The following is a 16,865-nucleotide window of genomic DNA, read 5'->3' on the forward strand; positions in this document are numbered from 1 at the left end:
AAATGACCACCACAGAAGCTGCTCAGCCGCCCGCGTCCGGCCGCCCCGGACCTGCGGACGGAACCGCCCCCGAGCCCGTCGACGAGAACATCTGGCTTGAGGAAATCTACGGAGAGGAGCAACTGGCCTGGGTCCGGGAGCAGAATGCCCGCACCGAGGAGCTGCTCGAGGACGCGGACTACGCCGCCCTTGAGGCCAGCATCCTGGAGGTCCTCGACTCCACCGACCGGATCCCGATGGTCGGCAAACATGGCGACTGGTACTACAACTTCTGGAAAGACCGGGAGAATCCCAGGGGCTTGTGGCGCCGGACCGCCTGGGACAGCTACCGGAACGGGTCACCCGAGTGGGACATCCTCCTGGACGTGGATGCGCTGGCCGCGTCGGACGGCCAGGACTGGGTTTTCCACGGCGCCAATTTCCTCCGCCCGCCCGCCGGGGAGCCGCACCGGCGGGCCCTGCTGGCTCTCTCCCCCGACGGCGGCGATGCGAACCGGTACCGCGAGTTCGACTTCGAGTCCCGCAGCTTCGTGGACCCTGCCGCCGGCGGCTTTGACCTCCCGACGGCCAAGGGCAACGCCTCCTGGCTGGACCCGGACACCTTGTTGGTCGCCACGACGGCGGCGGACCTGCCCCGCACCACGTCCTCGTACGCCAGGACCGGGGTGAAGCTCGCCCGCGGTGAGTCCCTGGCACAGGCCGAGCGGATTTTCGAGATCCCCGAAGACCACATGATGGCCCTCGTGGCCCACGACTCCACGCCCGGTTTCGAACGGACCTTTGCCGTGGACTGGATCAGCTTCTTTGAACGGAGCACCTCAGTGCTGCGCGACGGCCGGTGGCTCCGGCTCGGCGTTCCGACCGACGTGAACCTGAGCTCACACCGCGAGTGGCTGCTGTTCCGGCCGCAGAAGGACTGGACGCTCAACGGGGCCACGTACCCGGCCGGGTCCCTGCTCGTGGCCGACTTCGAGGACTTCCTGGCCGGCGGCCGGGAGCTTGCTGTGCTGTTCGCTCCGGACGCGCACACGTCGCTGCAGTCCTGGAGCTGGACGCGGGACTTCCTGCTGCTGAACCTGCTCCGGGACGTCTCCTCGGAGATCCGGGTCCTGGATCCGCAGCGGCCCGGCACGGACGCCGCCTGGGCCTCCAGCGTGCTTGAGGCCTGCCCGCCCCTGCACGACGTCAACGCCTTCGCCGTCGATGACGAAGATGACGCCGAGGACTCGGACGAGGACGGCACCGGGGGCGGCGGGCCGGTGGCCGAGGAAGTTGCCCCGGGCGCGGGGAACGACTTCTGGCTCGTGGCCACCGGCTTCACGACGCCGAGCACCCTCACCAGAGGGACTCTCCGGCGGGCCGGCGACGGCGCCAGCGTGGTCAGCGCGCACGAGGTGGTCCGGTCCTCGCCGTCGTTCTTCACGGAAGCGGATTACGAGGTCCAGCAGCACTTCGCCGTGTCCGAGGACGGGACCCGGGTCCCCTACTTCCAGGTGGCGTCGAAAGACCTGGTGCTGGACGGGCAGAATCCCACGCAGCTCTCCGGGTACGGCGGCTTCGAGATTTCCAGGACCCCGGCGTACAGCGGTGCGATCGGCCGGGCCTGGCTGGAACGGCGCACCGCCGAGTCCGCCGGCGCCGGCGGGGAAGCCCCGCACACCCGGGGCGGGGTCTACGTGGTGGCCAACATCCGCGGCGGCGGAGAGTACGGGCCGTCCTGGCACCGCGCCGCCCTGCAGGAGAACCGGCAACGGGCGTACGAGGACTTCGCCGCCGTCGCGAAGGACCTGATCTCCCGTGGCGTCACCTCGCGCCAGCGGCTCGGCTGCGTGGGCGGATCCAACGGCGGTCTGCTGGTGGGCAACATGCTCACGCAGTACCCGGAATTGTTCGGCGCGGTCTCCTGCGGGGTGCCGCTCCTGGACATGCGCCGTTACAGCAAGCTGTCCGCCGGGTACTCTTGGATTGCCGAATACGGCGATCCGGACGTCCCCGAGCAGTGGGAGTTCATCAAGAAGTTCTCGCCGTACCACCTGCTCAAGGACGGTGTGGACTACCCCGAGACGTTCATCTGGACGGCCACTTCGGACGACCGGGTGGGTCCCGTGCAGGCCCGGAAGATGGCCGCGCGCATGCAGGCCATGGGCATCCCCAACGTGTGGTTCCACGAAGCCCTCGAAGGCGGCCACGCCGGGGCCTCGGACAACCGCCAGGCGGCCGCCCTGCAGAGCCGAAGCCAGCACTTCCTGTGGCGTTCGCTGGCGGGTGCGGAAGCCTAGACCTGCATCCTGCACCTGAGGCCAACGCGGGGTCACCTACGGCCCATCCGACGCTCCGTCATGGGCGCGGAGTGACCCCGCGTTGGCCGTTTTGCACTGCATGGCCCCTTCTGCGTATCCTTGGTTGGCTAGTTCCATAGCAAATGGAGACGTGCCAGAGCGGCCGAATGGGCTTCACTGCTAATGAAGTGTGGGGCACAACTCCACCGGGGGTTCAAATCCCCCCGTCTCCGCGTTTGGCCCCGGTCCTTGGACCGGGGCCTTTTGCGTTCCCGGGCCCCGCGGCCACACCGGCCTTGCGCGCACCCCGTCCTGTCACCACGCCGTCCGGTTGCCGGACGCCTCGCGCCTCCCCACGGGTCCGGATGGCAGGATAGCCCCATGTCGACCAAAACCGCGTTTGACGCGATCATCGTAGGCGGCGGCCACAATGGCCTGGCCGCGGCAGCATATCTGGCCAGGGCCGGCCGTGAAGTCCTGCTGCTGGAAAGGCTCGAGCACGCCGGCGGTGCCGCGGTGTCGGCACAGGCGTTCGACGGCGTCGACGCCCGCCTTTCGCGCTATTCCTACCTGGTCAGCCTCCTGCCGCAGCAGATCATCGACGACCTCGGCCTGCGGATCCGGCTGGCACGGCGACGCTATTCTTCCTACACCCCGGACCCGCTGGACGGCAGCCGCGCGCTGCTGGTCGACAACGGGGATGCCGCGGCCACGGCAGCGTCCTTTGCCGCTGTCGGCGCTCCCGACGGCGAGTTCCCCGCGTTCACGGGGTTCTACGACCGCTGCAGGACCCTCACTGAGGCCCTGTGGCCCACGATGACCTCGCCGCTGCCCACCCGGGCCGAGGCGAGGTCCCTTGCAGCCCGGGCCGGAGCGGCTGACGCGTGGGACGCGGTGATCGAACGGCCTATCGGGACCACCATCGCCAAGGAGCTGCACAATGACCTGGTCCGCGGCGTGGTCCTGACCGATGCCCTGATCGGCACGTTCGCCCGGGCGGACGACGAGGACCTCCAGCAGAACATCTGTTTCCTGTACCACCTGATCGGCGGCGGGACCGGCGACTGGGACGTCCCGGTGGGCGGCATGGGCGCCGTGTCCGGCGAGCTGGAGCGCGCCGCCCGTGAGGCCGGCGCCACCATTCTGACGTCCGCGGACGTGACAGCTGTTCGCGCCGGAGGCGTCGTGGAGTACCGCCACGGCGGCCAGGACCACACAGTGGCAGCGCAGTGGATCCTCGCCAACGTGGCGCCCGTGGTGCTGGACCGGCTGCAGGGCGCCGGTACCGGCACCGCCGTCGGCGTCCCCACACCGGGCACCACGGCGAACCCCAACCACCTGCGCGAAGGCGCCCAGGTCAAAGTAAACCTGCTGCTCAAGCGGCTCCCCCGGCTCCTGGATGGCAGCGTCAGCCCGGCCGCGGCCTTCGGCGGAACCTTCCACATCAACGAGACATGGTCCCAGCTCGACGCCGCCTACCTCGCCGCCGCATCCGGGACCGTTCCTGATCCGTTGCCCTGCGAGATCTACTGCCATTCCCTCACCGACCCCAGCATCCTGTCCCCCGAACTGCAGGCGGCCGGCGCGCACACGCTCACCGTTTTCGGCCTGCACGTCCCGGACCGGCTGATCACGCCCGAGAACAACGACGACCGGCGCGCAGAACTGCAGGCGGCCGTCCTGAAGTCCTTGAATTCGGTCCTGGCCGAGCCCGTCGAGGACCTGCTGCTGACCGACGCGGACGGGCGGCCCTGCATCGAAACCAAGACCACGCTGGACATCGAACGGGCCCTCGGCATGCCTCGCGGAAACATCTTCCATGGCGGCCTGGACTGGCCGTTCGTTGAAGACGGCACGCCGCTGGACACCCCGGCCCGGCGCTGGGGTGTGGCGACGGCGGATCCCCAGGTGCTGCTATGCGGCTCCGGAGCCCGCCGCGGCGGCGCAGTCAGTGCCATCGGCGGACATAACGCGGCCAGTGCCGTGCTCGAATCCGGTCCTCCGCTCCCCCGGAATTGAAACGGCACATGGATACGCGCACATGACCGCGCCCCCGGACAGCGCAGCCCCCGGCCCTGGGGCCTGGAGCCCGCGGCTGGCCCTTCTGGTGGCGGCGACATTCTTCATGGAGTTCCTGGACGGGACCGTCCTCACTACTGCCATTCCCAGCATCGCCAAGGATTTCTCGGTGGCGGCCGCCGACGTCAACATCACCATGACGGCCTATCTGATGACCGTGGCGATGGGGATTCCCGTCAGCGGCTGGCTGGCGGAGCGCCTCGGCGCCCGCCGGGTCATCTGTCTGGCCATCGCCACGTTCACCGCGGCGTCCCTGCTGTGCGCGCTCAGCCAGGACCTCCCCCTCCTGACCCTGAGCCGGGTGCTGCAGGGCGCCGGCGGAGCCATGATGGTTCCTGTGGGCACCTTGGTGGTGCTCCGGGGGACCCCGAAGAAGGACCTGCTGCAGGCCACGGCTTATCTGGTGTGGCCCGGGCTGCTGGCACCGGTCCTAGCACCCCTCGTAGGCGGCGCCCTGACCACATACCTGTCCTGGCACTGGATTTTCCTGGTCAACATCCCGTTGGGCCTGACGGCGTTTGCGGCCGCCCTGCGCCTGGTCCCGGCCGGCGCGGCTGACGGCACCCGCCGCCTGGACTGGGCGGGCCTGGCGCTGACCACCCTCGGCGTCGGCGCCCTGGTCGTGGGACTGGAACTCGCGGGCGGCCATCCTTCCGGGACGCCGGCAGCCGTGGTCGTCGCCGCGGGAGTGGTGTTCCTGGCCGGAGCGGTGGCGTGGATGCGGCGGGCCCGGGCCCCGCTCTTCAACCTGTCCGTCTTCGCCACGAGGACCTTCCGCTCGACAGCCACGGGCGGCTTCATCTACCGCCTGACCATCAGCTCCGTGCCGTTCCTGCTGCCGCTGATGTTCCAGAATGGCTTCGGCTGGGACCCCCTGCATGCAGGCATCATGGTGGCCGCTGTGTTCGTGGGCAACATCGGCATCAAACCGGCCACGACGCCCATCATCCGCCGCGTCGGATTCAAGCCCGTCCTTGTGTTTGCCTCGCTCGCCTCGGCAGCGACCTTTGCGCTGTGCGCCCTGCTCGACGCCGGAACTCCGGAGCCGCTGATCGTCGCGCTGCTGGTGGCCAGCGGAGCCTTCCGGTCCATCGGATTCTCGGCCTACGCCTCCGTGCAGTACGCCGACGTCGTTCCGGCCCAGCTGCCGTCCGCCAACGCCATCTCGGCCACCCTGGTCCAGCTCGCCGCCGGGACCGGGATCGCCATCGGCGCCCTGTTCCTGCGGATCTTCAGCGCAGCGGGCACGCTTCCCGGCGCGGCGGGGGAGGCGGATCCGGCCGCACCGTACCGCGGCGCGTTCCTGGCCATTGCCGCCCTCATGCTCCTGAGCACCGTGGACAGCCTGACCCTGCCCCGCCATGCCGGAGCGGCGTCAGCCGGCCTGGCCAAGAACCAGCGGCAGCACCGCCCCGGCGCCCGCGAGCCTGAGCGCCCGTCCGGCGATGGTGACGGTCCAGCGGCTGTCCACGAGATCGTCAATGAGCATCACGCTTTGGCCCTGGATTCCGGCCAGTGCCGATTCCAGCTCTGGTCCCACGACCAGGCGGTCCCAGACCCCGGCGAGCCGGTACGCGCTGTTGCCGCCGCGGCCGCCCGTGGGTCCGCCGTGGTGGAGCTGCAGCTGGCCGAGGTAAGGGATGCGGCCGATGTCCGATATGCCCCGGGCCAGGGAATCCACCAGCTCCGGTTTGCCCCGCGAGGGGATGCTGATGATGGCGGCGGGGCGACCTGCTCCGCTCCATCCCGGGGTGCGGGCGTCGCCGGTCCCCCATTCGCGCAGCACTTGGACGCAGGCCTGCAGCATTCCCTGGTCCACGGCCCGGTCCGGCGCGCCGGCAGCGAAGGCCTCCCGGAGGGCACCGCCCCAGCCCAGGTCCGTCAGGCGCGCGAGCACCCTTCCGTTGGCGAGGCTTTCCTCGGGTTTGATCTTGCCCTTCACGCTCACACCCAGGCGGTCCATGCCGCTGGGCCACTGCAGCCGCGGTTCCAGGACGACGCCGGCGCGGCTCAGCGTCTGGCCGGCAGCTTCCCTGGCGGCCTCGGCGATGTCGGCGGGGAACCAGCGCCCGGCGCAGTTGTCGCACCGTCCGCAGGCGTGGGCCGTTTCATCGTCCAGGACCGAGGTGATGTACTCCATCCGGCAGCCGGCTGTGTCCTGGTAGATCACCATGGAATCCTGCTCGTCCACACGGGCCTCCGCGATCCGGCTGTACCGCTCGGCGTCGTACGTCCACGGCTGCCCGGTGGAGCGCCAGCCGCCGCCGACGCGCTCCACCGCCCCGTCCACCGCGAGCACCTTCAGCAGCAGCTCCAGCGGGGTCCGGCGCAGGTCAACGCGGGCCTCGAGCGCCACCGTGGACACCGCGGTCCCGGCCTCCGCGAGGGCAGTCAGCACAGCGGCGGCCTTCTCCTCCGAAGGCATGGACGCGGTCGCAAAGTACTGCCAGATGTCCCGGTCCTCGGAGCCGGGCAGCAGCAGGACGTCGGCATTCGCGGCCCCGCGCCCGGCACGGCCCACCTGCTGGTAGTAGGCAACGGGAGACGACGGCGCCCCCAGGTGCACCACGAACCCGAGGTCCGGCTTGTCGAAGCCCATCCCGAGCGCCGAAGTGGCCACGAGGGCCTTGACCTGGTTGTCCTTCAGTAGCTGCTCGGCGCGTTCCCGGTCGGCCGGGTCGGTGCGGCCGGTGTAGGCGAGCACCTCGTGGCCGGCCTCGGCCAGGAGCCGGGCGGTGTCCTCGGCTGCGGAGACTGTCAGGGTGTAGATGATGCCGCTGCCGGGCAGGTCCGCAAGGTGGGTCAACAGCCAGCCCAGGCGCTGGCGGGAATCCGGCAGGTTCAATACCCCCAGGCGCAGGGACTCCCGGCCCAGTGCGCCGCGGATGGTCAGCACCCCCGCGCCGAGCTGCTCCTCGATGTCATGGACCACGCGGGAGTTGGCGGTGGCCGTTGTGGCGAGGACCGGCACGGTGTCCGGCAGCTGGGTGATCAGGTCCGCGATGCGCCGGTAGTCAGGGCGGAAATCGTGGCCCCAGTCCGAGATGCAGTGGGCCTCATCAATCACCAGCAGACCGGTGCGGCGGATGAGCTCGGGCAGCTGGTTCTCGCGGAAGGACGGGTTGGTGAGCCGCTCCGGGGACACCAGCAGGACGTCCACCTCGTCAGCGGCGAGCTGCTCACGGACGGAGTCCCACTCCAGCTGGTTGGCGGAGTTGATGGCCACGGCCCGGACCCCGGCCCGTGCAGCGGCAGCCACCTGGTCCCGCATGAGCGCCAGCAGCGGGGAGACGATCAGTGTGGGTCCGGCGCCGCGGCGCCGCAGCAGCAGGGAGGCAACGAAGTACACGGCCGACTTCCCCCAGCCGGTGCGCTGCACCACCAGGGCCCGACGGCCGCCGTCGACCAGTGCCTCAATGGCCTCAAACTGGCCGTCATGGAACTCGGCCTCCGGGCGGCCAACGAGCTCCCGCAGTACTTCCTGGGCCTGTTCCCGCGTCCCGGGTTTTCCCGCAGAACCGGCCGCGGAAGCAGGTGCGGGCGAGGGGACGGAAGCGGAAAGGACTGAAGCGTTCTGGTTATTGGCCATTGATTCAGTATCCCAGCCTGCTCCGACACTCACGCAGCCCCGCCCCGCCATGTGGACAACCCGCTCCCCCGGGACGGCCGCCAGGCTCATAGGGGCATTCCCTTTGAACCGAGACACTGCACCGTAAGATAAGACGCGTGACTACGGACAAGACAAAGACTTTTGACCTCTCGGCTTCGTTCAAGGCCTACGACGTGCGCGGAATTGTGGGCGAATCCATCACCGCGGAAATCGTCGAAGCCGTCGGTGCTGCCTTCGTCGACGTACTGGACCTCGCGGGCCAGACCGTGCTGGTGGGCGGCGACATGCGCCCCTCCTCCCCCGAGTTCACCAAGGCCTTCGCCAACGGGGCCGCCACGCGCGGTGCCAACGTCCAGCTGCTGGACCTGATCTCCACCGACGAGCTCTACTACGCCTGCGGCGCCCTCAACGCGGCCGGCGCCACGTTCACGGCGAGCCACAACCCGGCCGAATATAACGGCATCAAGATGGCCAAGGCAGGCGCTGTGCCGATCTCCTCCGAAACCGGGCTCAAGGAAATCCAGGCCCTCGCCGAGGAATACCTGAACACGGGCACCATCCCCGCCCGCGGAACCCGTGGCCTGATCAGTGTCCACGATGTGCTCAGGGGCTATTCCGAGTACCTGCGCAGCCTGGTGGACCTCCGGGGATCGCGGCCGCTCAAGGTCGTCGTGGACGCCGGCAATGGCATGGCCGGCATGACGACCCCGGCCGTCCTGGGCGATGCCCTGCTGCCCAAGCTCCCCCTCGAAATCGTCCCGCTGTACTTCGAGCTGGACGGGTCCTTCCCGAACCACCCGGCCAACCCGCTGGAACCGGCGAACCTGCGCGATCTGCAGGCGGCCGTCGTCGAGCACGGCGCCGACATCGGTTTGGCCTTCGACGGCGACGCCGACCGCTGCTTCGTCATCGACGAGAACGGCGACCCCGTCTCGCCGTCGGCCGTCACCGGCATGGTGGCGCGCCGCGAGATTGCCCGCGCCCAGGGCCTGGGCGAGGAAAACCCGACCGTCATCCACAACCTGCTGACCTCCCGCGCTGTGCCCGAACTCGTGGAGCGCCACGGCGGCCGCGCCGTCCGCACGCGCGTGGGCCACTCGTTCATCAAGGCCGTCATGGCCTCGGAAGGTGCCATCTTCGGCGGCGAGCACTCGGCCCACTTCTACTTCCGCGACTTCTGGAACGCGGACACGGGGATGCTGGCGGCCATGCACGTGCTCGCGGCGCTCGGCGAGCAGGACGGTCCGCTGTCCGAACTCGGCCGCGAATACGAGCCCTACATGTCCTCCGGCGAGATCAACTCCGAGATCGAGGACAAGACCGCGGCCGTGGAGCGGGTCCGGGACGACTTCCACGCCGAGGACGTCGAGGTCGACTACCTGGACGGCAGCACCTTCATCGCCACGGACGGCAGCTACTGGTTCAACCTGCGCCCCTCCAACACCGAGCCGTTCCTGCGCCTGAACGTCGAAGCCACGGACACCGCCACCATGGAGCGCGTTCGTGACCGCGTCCTGGCGCTGGTCCGGGGCTAAGCCATGGCGGAAACCTCCAAACCAGCCACCGACCGTCACGCCTCCTGGCGCGATTCGGTGCCCGAAGCCAGTGCCACCGACCTGGAGAACCTGCTCGGGACCGGCGTCGGGGCCGCGCAGGAGCAGCTGGAACGCAACGGCGGTTTCCTGCCGTTCGCGCTGGTCGTCGAGAACGACGGCGAGGTCCGGCTGGTCGCCGTGACCCCGGCCGATGCGGCGGATGGCGAGGACGCCGATTTCGATGCCGACTCGATGATCCGCGACCTCAACGAGCTGCTCCGGCAGAACCGGGAGGACTTCCGTGCCGCGGCCGTCGTCTGCGACATCACGCTGTTGGAGGAGGACTCGGACGCCATCCACGTCGCCGCCGAACACCGGGACGGTTCCCTCTTCGCCGCGGTCCTTCCCTACGCACCGAATCCCGCGACGCACGAGTTGGAGTTCGGCCAGCTTTCCGCCGATACCAACGAAGCCGTCGTCTGGGTGGACTAGACCGGCCGTAAGCTGATGTCATGAAGATCAACGCGTTCGCGGACGTCAGCCTGCGGGCCATGATGGTGCTCGCGGCCGCTCCCGACGGCGGTCTGCTGACCACCCAGAGCATCGCCGACGCCGTCGGCACGCCCTACAACCACGTCAGCAAAGCGATGGCGAAGCTGCGCGAACTGGGGATGATCGACGTCGAGCGCGGCCGCAACGGCGGCTCGCGCCTCAGCCGCGCCGGCCGCGGCGCCACCGTGGGACAGCTCCTGCGGCAACTGGACACCCGCCTGGACCCGGCCGACTGCACCGGCACCGGCGGGACATGTCCCCTCATCACCGAATGCCGCCTCCGCGGCGCCCTGGCCCGGGCCCGCGAAGCCTTCTACCGCGAGCTCGATGACATCGTCGTAGCGTCCCTGCCCACGTCCCGGCAGATGGCCCCGGTCCTGCAGTCAATCGGGCTGCGCCCCGGGCTCTAAGGCTCACCCCGCGCCCCGCGCTGCTGTCCCACACTTCTGCCCCCTGCCCCACGGCACCCCGCGGCACCCCGGCACCCCGGCACCCCGGCACCCCGGCACCCCGGCACCCCGGCACCCCGGCACCCTACGGCACCCTACGGCACCCCGGCACCCTACGGCACCCCGATTGCCCCGGCCGCCGCGCCCGGGAAATCCGCCGATTTGGATAACTTTTCTACGCCCTGTAGAACAGAGATATAAATACTCGTATTCAAAATGCAAGTATTCATCGCGGCCCGGTTAAAGACGCCGGGCCACTATCTCAGGAGTCAGCATGCTCTCGGACAAGTCCTTCCCCGTCATCGAGGCCACCCTGCCGCTGGTCGGTTCCCGCATCGGGGAGATCACGCCCAAGTTCTACGCCCGCCTCTTCGCCGCGCACCCCGAACTGCTGGACGGGCTGTTCAGCCGCTCGAACCAGCGCAACGGCAACCAGCAGCAGGCCCTGGCCGGGAGCATCGCCGCTTTCGCAAGCCACCTCGTGAGCAACCCGGGCACTCTGCCGGAGACCGTGTTGTCCCGCATCGCCCACCGCCACGCCTCCCTCGGCATCACCGAACCGCAGTACCAGGTGGTCTACGAGCACCTCTTCGCAGCCATCGCCGAAGACCTGGCCGAGGTCATCACCCCGGAAATCGCCGAGGCCTGGACCGAGGTGTACTGGCTGATGGCCGACGCGCTCATCAAGCTTGAAAAGGGCCTCTACGCAGCCCAGGCCAACGGCGAGATGTGGACTCCCTGGAAGGTCGCCGCCAAGGCTCCCGCCGGCACGGGCTCCATGACCTTCACCCTGGAACCGGCCGACGATACCCCCGTCACGCCCGCGCTCCCGGGCCAGTACGTCAGCGTGAAGTTGGTCCTCCCGGACGGGCTCCGCCAGGTCCGCCAGTACTCACTCTCCGGCGACGCCGGGACGAGCCGCAGCTTCACCACCAAGCTCGACGACGGCGGCGAGGTCTCCCCCGTGCTGCACAACACCGTGGAGGTCGGCGACGTCCTCGAGATCTCCAACCCCTACGGCGAAATCACGCTCAAGGAAGGCGACGGCCCGGTCGTCCTGGCCTCGGCGGGCATCGGCTGCACGCCCACCGCGTCCATCCTGCGCTCCCTCGCCGAGTCGGGCTCGGACCGCCAGGTCCTGGTCCTGCACGCGGAAAGCACCCTGGACAGCTGGGCGCTGCGCTCCCAGATGACGGACGACGTCGAACGCCTCGAAGGGGCCGACCTCCAACTCTGGCTCGAGCAGCCGGTCGCCGGTGCCAAGCAGGGCTTCATGTCCCTCCGCGAGGTGGACCTCCCGGCGAACGCCTCCCTGTACCTGTGCGGACCGTTGCCGTTCATGAAGAACATCCGCAACGAGGCCATCAACGCCGGCATCCCGGCCACCAAGATCCACTACGAGGTCTTCGGCCCGGACATCTGGCTCGCAAGCTAACGTACTCGTCGATTGCTCCGCACCCGCCCTTTTCAGGGGTCAAAAGGGCCGGTGCGGAGCAATCGATGAGAGTTCGACGGCGGCCCCGCACCTTTCGCAAGGTGCGGGGCCGCCGTCGTCTTTTCAGCGGGACGCTAGTGGGCCGCCATGCGTTCCTTCAGGCTTTCGAGCTCTGAGCGCAGGGCCTCGGGCAGGGAGTCGCCGAACTTCGCGTACCACTCCTCGATGGAGGCCAGCTCGGTGTCCCACTCCTCGCGGTCGACGCGGACAGCATCCTCCACGTGGGCGTGCGTCAGGTCCAGGCCGGTGAGGTCCAGGGAGTGGCCGGCCGGCACGAAGCCGATCGGGGTCTCGACGGCGTCCGCCTTGCCTTCGATGCGCTCGATGGCCCATTTGAGGACGCGGGCGTTGTCGCCGAAGCCGGGCCAGGCGAAGCCGCCGTCGGCCGTGCGTCGGAACCAGTTGACCAGGAAGATCTTGGGCAGACGGGCCGGGTTGGCCTTGGACGAGACGCTGATCCAGTGCTTCAGGTAGTCGCCGGCGTCGTAGCCGATGAAGGGCAGCATGGCCATCGGGTCGCGGCGCAGCACGCCGACCTGTCCGGCGGCCGCGGCCGTGGTCTCCGAGGAGAGTGTCGAGCCCATGAAGATGCCGTTGGTCCAGCTGCGGGCCTCGGTCACGAGGGGCACCGTGGTCTTGCGGCGGCCGCCGAAGAGGATCGCGGAGAGCTCCACGCCGTCGGGGCTGTAGTACTCCTCGGCCAGCATGTCGATCTGGTCAATCGGCGTGCAGAAGCGGGAGTTCGGGTGTGCGGCGGGCTTGTCCGAGTCCGGCGTCCAGGAGTTGCCCTGCCAGTCGGTCAGGTGCGCCGGGACCTCATCGGTCATGCCTTCCCACCACACACCGCCGTCGTCCGTGAGGGCAACGTTGGTGAAGATGCTGTGGCCCTTGGCGATGGCGCGCATGGCGTTGGGGTTGGTGCCCCAGCCGGTGCCGGGAGCGACGCCGAACAGGCCGGCCTCCGGGTTGGTGGCGCGCAGCTCGCCCTCCTTGCCGATCCGCATCCAGGTGATGTCGTCTCCGAGGGTTTCGACTTCCCAGCCTTCGATGGTCGGATCCAGCAGGGCGAGGTTGGTCTTGCCGCAGGCCGAGGGGAACGCCGCGGAAACGTAGTACTTCTTCTTCTCCGGGGAGGTGAGCTTGAGGATGAGCATGTGCTCGGCAAGCCAACCCTCATCGCGGGCCATCACCGAGGCGATGCGCAGGGCGTAGCACTTCTTGCCCAGGAGGGCGTTGCCGCCGTAGCCGGAGCCGAAGGACCAGATGGAGCGCTCTTCGGGGAAGTGCACGATCCATTTGTCCGGGTTGCACGGCCAGGCGACGTCGGCCTGGCCGGGCGCCAGCGGGGCGCCGAGGGAGTGCAGGGCCGGGACGAAGAACGCGTTCGTGGCGGTGATGCGGTCCAGGACCTCGGCGCCGATCTTGGCCATGATGCGCATCGAAGCGACAACGTAGGCGCTGTCGGTGATCTCCACGCCGAACTTGGGGTCCTCAGCGTCGAGGTGGCCCATGACGAACGGGATGACGTACATGGTGCGGCCGCGCATGGACCCCGCGAACAGGCTGCGCAGCTTTTCCTTCATCTGCGCCGGCGCCATCCAGTTGTTGGTGAAGCCGGCATCGCGTTCGTTCTCGGAGCAGATGAAGGTCTGCTCTTCAACGCGGGCCACATCGGCCGGGTCGGAGAAAGCCGCGAAGGACTTGGGGAACAGCTTCTCGTTGAGGCGGGTCAAGGTACCGGCGGCAACGAGCTCGTCCGTGAGCCGGGTGTTTTCCTGCTCGGAACCGTCAACCCAGTGGATACGGTCTGGCTGGGTCAGTTCAGCTACCTCTTCAACCCATGCCAGCAGACCGGCATGTGTGGTGGGTGCTTTTTCAAGCAACGGCAGTCGCGCCAGATCTCCCATTACGGTTCCCTTCCTCGGGTTCAGTCGTGTGTCCTAAATGCTAGGGCTCGGAACGGGCCTCATTTCGGGCCAGGATGTGGGATGACCGGGGCGCCGGGAGCCAAAATCCGCGGGAATCCAAGGAAACATCCGGCCAGCAGGACCACATTAAGTGACTAAGGTCACATAGACCGGTCTAGTCGTCCAGATTACACGCGTTTCGATTTGTAACTGGGTCACCCCTCGCGTAAAGTAATTCGAGGTTCGGGGAGCGAGAAGTTCTCCAAGAGCCGAGAATGCGCCCATAGCTCAGCTGGATAGAGCGTCTGTCTACGGAACAGAAGGCCGGGGGTTCGAATCCCTCTGGGCGCACAGAACAAAAGATCCGCACCGGTCCGCCGGTGCGGATCTTTTTTGTTCTGAGCACGCCTGTTCAAGTACGCCTGTTCAAGCACCCGTGTTCAGGCACGCCCGCTCAAGGACCCGCATCTACGCGTGCTGCGCCTTGGGTATAAACGGCTCCGCGATCCGGCGGCTTACGTCCGGGGGCTCAGGCCCCGGAACCAAACTGCATGATGCGGCGGCGCACCCCGTCAAAGTCGCTGCTGAGCCGCTCGGCGGCCAGCACTTTGTCAGCCGTGGCAACGGCCTCGTAGATGTCCCGGTGCAGCGCGGCGGCCGCCGTGAGGTCGACAGCGTCCGTGCCGCCAAGTTCGACGTGGATCCTGCGGTGGACCTTCCAAAAGACGACCATCAGACTTTTCAGCAGGTCATTGTCCAGCGGTTCAAACAGCCGGCGGTGAAATTCCGCGTCAGCTTCAACGAACTGCTCCCCGGCACCGGCCAGCGCCTCCATCCTGCGCACGGACTCCTCGACGGCCGCCAGCTGTTGGGGGGTTATCTGTTCCATGGCGGCGCCGACCAGCCCCGATTCCAAGGCTTGCCGGACGTCCAGGATCTGTAAGGCTTCCTGCCCGTGGTGCCGCAGCGACAACCGTGCACGGAACGTGAGCCCGTCGGTCAGGGCAACGAAATTGGACTGCGCGACGAACATGCCGAACCCGTGGCGGATCTCTATGACACCCAGGGCCTGAAGTACCTTCAGCGATTCCCGCAGGGTGTTGCGCCCGACGCCGAGCGCTGCGGAGAGCTCGTTCTCGGTGGGCAGCGGATCCCCGGCAACAAGCCCGCGCTCCAGGATCAGCTCCATGATCTCCTCCTGCAAAGCGCGAAGCCGGGCCTGCGCGCTAAACCGCGCCTGAGGCGCAATATTGGCTGCTGTCACAGAGCTTCCCCTCCCCCATTTGTGCTCCCTACAGTAGCGAAGGCCCACCGGACTGCCCAGAGTCCCGGTGGAAAGACGCGCATCCCGGAACCGCCCACGGCCCCGGCGTAGGCTGTTGCCATGACGGCACAGCAGGAGCGGGAATTCGATGTCATCGTGATCGGCGCGGGCGCCGTGGGAGAGAACGTGGCGGACCGCGTGGTCCGCGGCGGCCTGACCGCCGTGCTGGTGGAGGCCGAACTGGTGGGCGGTGAATGCTCCTACTGGGCCTGCATGCCGTCGAAGGCGCTGCTGCGGCCCGGCACCGCCCTTCACGGCGCGCAGACGGTCCCGGGAGCCGAACAGGCCGTCACCCGGACCCTGGATGCCGCCGCCGTCCTGAAGCGCCGGGACTACTTCACCGCGAACTGGCAGGATGACGGCCAGGCTAAGTGGGTCAAGGACACCGGGATCGAACTGATCCGCGGCCACGGCTGGCTCACCGCCCCGCGGAAAGTCGAAGTGGCGGGCCTGGACGGCAACAGCTACCTGCTCTCGGCCCGGCACGCCGTCGTGGTAGCCACAGGCTCCCACCCCAACCTGCCGCCCGTCGACGGGCTGGCCGATCTTGAGTACTGGACCACCCGGGAGGCAACCTCCGCCCGCGAAATCCCGGACCGGCTGGCCGTGCTCGGCGGCGGCGTGGCCGGCGTCGAACTCGCCCAGGCCTTCGCGCGCCTCGGGGCTGCCGTGACCCTGGTGGCCCGCGGCGGGCTCCTGGGCGCCTTCCCCGAACCGGCCGCCAAACTGGTCGCAGCCGGCCTGCGCGCCGACGGCGTTGAACTCCACCTCCACACCGGCACCCGAAGCGTCAGCGAGAATGACGACGGCTCGTTCACGCTGGTGCTCGACGGCGGCGCCACCGTAACTGCCGAGAAACTGCTTGTTGCCACCGGCCGGCACCCCGCCCTGGAAGGTATCGGCCTGGAAAGCGTCGGACTTGCCGCCGCCGAGGGGCGGCCCCTCCGTCTCGCCACCGATTCCACTGGCCTAGTCCAGCAGGCAACCGACAATTCGACGGAACCGGACGGCAGCGCCGGACCATGGCTCTATGCGGCGGGCGACGCCGCCGGAAAGGTCCTGCTGACCCACCAGGGCAAGTACGGCGCCCGGGCCACCGGCGACGCCATTGCCGCCCGCGCCAAGGGGGAGCTGCGCGGCGAGCCCGCTCCGTGGAGCCGCTTCGCGGGGACCGCCTATGACCACGCGGTTCCCAACGTGGTGTTCACCGATCCGGAACTGGCCAATGTCGGCCGGACGGTAGACCAGGCGCAGAAGGACGGGCTCAGCGTTTCCTCCGTGGAGCTTCCCATCCAGGTCGCCGGCTCGTCACTGCACTCGGAGCACTACGAGGGCTGGGCCCAGCTGGTGATCGACGAGGACCGCAAGGTCCTGCTGGGCGCCACCTTTGCGGGTCCCGATGTGGCCGAACTCCTGCACGCAGCGACGATCGCGATCGTGGGCGAAGTACCCCTGGACCGGCTGTGGCACGCCGTGCCCTCGTACCCCACGATCAGCGAGGTCTGGCTCCGCCTGCTCGAGGAGTACGGGCTCTGACGCGGCCCGGCGTCCTGGGTGCGCGCCGTTTGGTTCATCACATCGGACGAATTGTATTTGAACTGACCGGTCAGTTTAGTTAGCCTTGAAGCAGACATC

Annotated in this window: 10 protein-coding genes, 2 tRNA genes and 1 pseudogene; 10 read left to right on the forward strand and 3 right to left on the reverse strand. The window is 68.5% G+C overall.

Annotated features, from left to right (window positions below; all coding sequences use genetic code 11):
* The first annotated feature begins 2 nt into the window (after positions 1 to 2).
* The 4 genes and pseudogenes from AC1DCZ_RS01555 to AC1DCZ_RS01570 all read left to right on the forward strand — a co-directional run bounded on the left by AC1DCZ_RS01555 (position 3) and on the right by AC1DCZ_RS01570 (position 5,789).
* Complete coding sequence (locus AC1DCZ_RS01555) at positions 3 to 2,279, forward strand: prolyl oligopeptidase family serine peptidase (protein ID WP_476973104.1); 2,277 nt, start codon at positions 3 to 5, stop codon at positions 2,277 to 2,279.
* 145 nt (positions 2,280 to 2,424) lie between these two features.
* Positions 2,425 to 2,512: transfer RNA gene (locus AC1DCZ_RS01560), tRNA-Ser, on the forward strand.
* A 148-nt stretch (positions 2,513 to 2,660) separates the two neighbouring features.
* Complete coding sequence (locus AC1DCZ_RS01565) at positions 2,661 to 4,298, forward strand: phytoene desaturase family protein (protein ID WP_476973105.1); 1,638 nt, start codon at positions 2,661 to 2,663, stop codon at positions 4,296 to 4,298.
* Positions 4,299 to 4,320: 22 nt separating this feature from the next.
* Positions 4,321 to 5,789, forward strand: a pseudogene (locus tag AC1DCZ_RS01570) (MFS transporter).
* Here AC1DCZ_RS01570 and AC1DCZ_RS01575 read toward each other — a convergent pair.
* Entirely contained in the window at positions 5,734 to 7,947 is a 2,214-nt protein-coding gene (locus tag AC1DCZ_RS01575; RefSeq protein ID WP_476973106.1) for a RecQ family ATP-dependent DNA helicase, read from the reverse strand. The pseudogene AC1DCZ_RS01570 and the gene AC1DCZ_RS01575 sit on opposite strands and share 56 nt — an antisense overlap.
* Before the next feature lie 137 nt (positions 7,948 to 8,084).
* Here AC1DCZ_RS01575 and AC1DCZ_RS01580 point away from each other — a divergent pair, with 137 nt between their 5' ends.
* The 4 genes from AC1DCZ_RS01580 to AC1DCZ_RS01595 all read left to right on the forward strand — a co-directional run bounded on the left by AC1DCZ_RS01580 (position 8,085) and on the right by AC1DCZ_RS01595 (position 11,939).
* Entirely contained in the window at positions 8,085 to 9,503 is a 1,419-nt protein-coding gene (locus AC1DCZ_RS01580; RefSeq protein ID WP_476973107.1) for a phosphomannomutase/phosphoglucomutase, read from the forward strand.
* A 3-nt stretch (positions 9,504 to 9,506) separates the two neighbouring features.
* Positions 9,507 to 9,995, forward strand: coding sequence for a hypothetical protein (locus AC1DCZ_RS01585; protein WP_476973108.1), 489 nt, complete (start codon positions 9,507 to 9,509; stop codon positions 9,993 to 9,995).
* Positions 9,996 to 10,015: 20 nt separating this feature from the next.
* Positions 10,016 to 10,465, forward strand: a complete 450-nt coding sequence (locus tag AC1DCZ_RS01590) for an RrF2 family transcriptional regulator (RefSeq protein WP_476973109.1) — start codon at positions 10,016 to 10,018, stop codon at positions 10,463 to 10,465.
* A 313-nt stretch (positions 10,466 to 10,778) separates the two neighbouring features.
* On the forward strand, positions 10,779 to 11,939 hold the full coding sequence (locus tag AC1DCZ_RS01595) for a globin domain-containing protein (protein WP_476973110.1): 1,161 nt from the start codon (positions 10,779 to 10,781) through the stop codon (positions 11,937 to 11,939).
* 134 nt (positions 11,940 to 12,073) lie between these two features.
* Here AC1DCZ_RS01595 and AC1DCZ_RS01600 read toward each other — a convergent pair whose 3' ends face one another.
* The gene (locus AC1DCZ_RS01600) at positions 12,074 to 13,906 is read right to left on the reverse strand and encodes a phosphoenolpyruvate carboxykinase (GTP) (protein ID WP_476973111.1); all 1,833 of its coding nucleotides are present in this window, start codon (positions 13,904 to 13,906) and stop codon (positions 12,074 to 12,076) included.
* Positions 13,907 to 14,183: 277 nt separating this feature from the next.
* Between AC1DCZ_RS01600 and AC1DCZ_RS01605 the strand changes: the two genes are divergently transcribed.
* Positions 14,184 to 14,257, forward strand: a tRNA-Arg gene (locus AC1DCZ_RS01605).
* Positions 14,258 to 14,435: 178 nt separating this feature from the next.
* Here AC1DCZ_RS01605 and AC1DCZ_RS01610 read toward each other — a convergent pair.
* Positions 14,436 to 15,170: a FadR/GntR family transcriptional regulator gene (locus AC1DCZ_RS01610; RefSeq protein ID WP_476973112.1), complete on the reverse strand. Its 735-nt coding sequence runs from the start codon at positions 15,168 to 15,170 to the stop codon at positions 14,436 to 14,438.
* Positions 15,171 to 15,290: 120 nt separating this feature from the next.
* Here AC1DCZ_RS01610 and AC1DCZ_RS01615 point away from each other — a divergent pair, with 120 nt between their 5' ends.
* Entirely contained in the window at positions 15,291 to 16,766 is a 1,476-nt protein-coding gene (locus tag AC1DCZ_RS01615) for a dihydrolipoyl dehydrogenase family protein (protein ID WP_476973113.1), read from the forward strand.
* The last annotated feature ends 99 nt before the right edge of the window (positions 16,767 to 16,865 follow it).

Source organism: Arthrobacter sp. 10N418 (genome assembly GCF_056394725.1).